This window comes from Savagea serpentis, from assembly GCF_015351395.1.
GTDB lineage: Bacteria > Bacillota > Bacilli > Bacillales_A > Planococcaceae > Savagea > Savagea serpentis.
On the sequence record NZ_JADKPV010000015.1, the window covers coordinates 1 to 1,640 of the forward strand.

Below are 1,640 nucleotides of genomic sequence, written 5' to 3' on the forward strand. Positions count from 1 at the left end.
AAAACAGACTAAGATTAGTAGTACAAACCAAGGCCATGGTTTGTGCTACTATTTTTTTATAGTAGAAGTGAAGGAAAGTCGACTAGCCTCTGGGACCATTTGAGAGTCCGTATTAAAAACCGGCTAACTTCACACCCTTATATGAATCAGTTTAGTCTGTTGGGTCCAAAGAGATCGCGTATAAGAAAGTGGAATCGATAAGGTAATGTGAAGACTTCTATGACTAGCTAAAAAGGAGATGGAAATGATGAAACATGTCATTGCGTTAGATGTGAGTAAGGATAAGAGTTCAATCGTTATTTATGATCGCTATCGACAATGTGAATATGAAGGTGAACTAAATCATACGCGAATAGATTTTGAACGATTACACGAGCGTATCGAAGAAGTAACGAAGCTTGATGGACAAACCCCTGAAATTGTCTTTGAGGCAACAGGTGTCTATTCCAAATCAGTAGAAGCGTTTTTCAAAAATCATGGCTATGCATATAGTCGCATGAATCCGCTTGAAGCGAACCTACAAATGGCGAAAATGCGACGTCATAAAACGGACTGTAGTGACGCACATGAACTAGCGAAAACGCACTTTAAAATGGAGCGTGAAGCGACTTACGTTCAAGATGACTATTATGAACAGATGCGTGCACTCACGCGTTATTACGACGAGGTAGATGAAGAAATGATTGGACTCAAAAGCCGAATGCATGCGATTTTACATATGAGTTTTCCAGAGCTTGAAAAACTAATTACGCCAAGTTCGGCTTTATTTTTAAATATCGTACAGCTTTACCCACATCCTGCACTTGTATTATCGCATTCAAAAACAGTCATTAAAAATCGTTTGAAAGCGAATACGAAAAAGAACCTTTCACTTAATCGGGCGGAGAAAAAGGCGATTGAACTAATAGAAGCAGCTCAAAACAGTTATCCCGCAATTAAGCCGATAGATGTTCGATGTGACCAAGTAAGAGATTACGCATCTCGTATTGGAGAATTAAAGGAAAAGAAAGAAGCACTCGTCCAACAGATGGTAGTACTATCTAAAGAACGCCAAGAATATACCGTATTACGTTCCATTCCTGGTGTTGGCGATTCAACAGCTTGTCGTTTAATTGGGGAAATCGGGGATATTCGCCGTTTCCGAAATGCGAAACAACTAAACGCTTATGTAGGGATTGATATCATGCGTTATCAATCCGGTAATACCCAGTATCGTGACCGCATCAACAAACGTGGCAATAAACATTTGCGAAAAATTCTATATTTCATGATTCAAGGGATGCTTATGTTAAAGGAGAAGCCAAATCATTTTGTGGATTACTATTATAAATTAAAAACGCAACCTCAGAGAAAGCCTCATAAGGTTGCGATCATCGCCTGCGTCAATAAATTTCTGAAAGTGACATTTCAGTTACTGACAAGAGGCATCCTATACGATTATGAGTCCGCACTACCAGCTCAGAATTCGTAATAAAATGTAACTCAACTATACCATATAGACCTTTCGAAAAAAATAAAAATCGTTAGGTCTTTTTGGCTTGTGAAAATTTAGTTTTGTGGGGGAGGGGTACCCCTCCCCCACAAAACTAAATCATAAAAACAAAAGAAATTAATTAAATACACTTGACTAATCGTAAGAA

General features: G+C 38.4%; 1 protein-coding gene. It reads left to right on the plus strand.

What is annotated here, in order from left to right; translation table 11 throughout:
* Positions 1–247: 247 nt before the first annotated feature.
* On the plus strand, positions 248–1,471 hold the full coding sequence (locus tag IRY55_RS13295; RefSeq protein WP_194563818.1) for an IS110 family RNA-guided transposase: 1,224 nt from the start codon (positions 248–250) through the stop codon (positions 1,469–1,471).
* The last annotated feature ends 169 nt before the right edge of the window (positions 1,472–1,640 follow it).

Excerpts from the sequence above, each read along its gene's own strand:
- IRY55_RS13295 (WP_194563818.1), top strand. The coding sequence starts at position 248 with ATGAAACATGTCATTGCGTTAGATGTGAGTAAGGATAAGAGTTCAATC.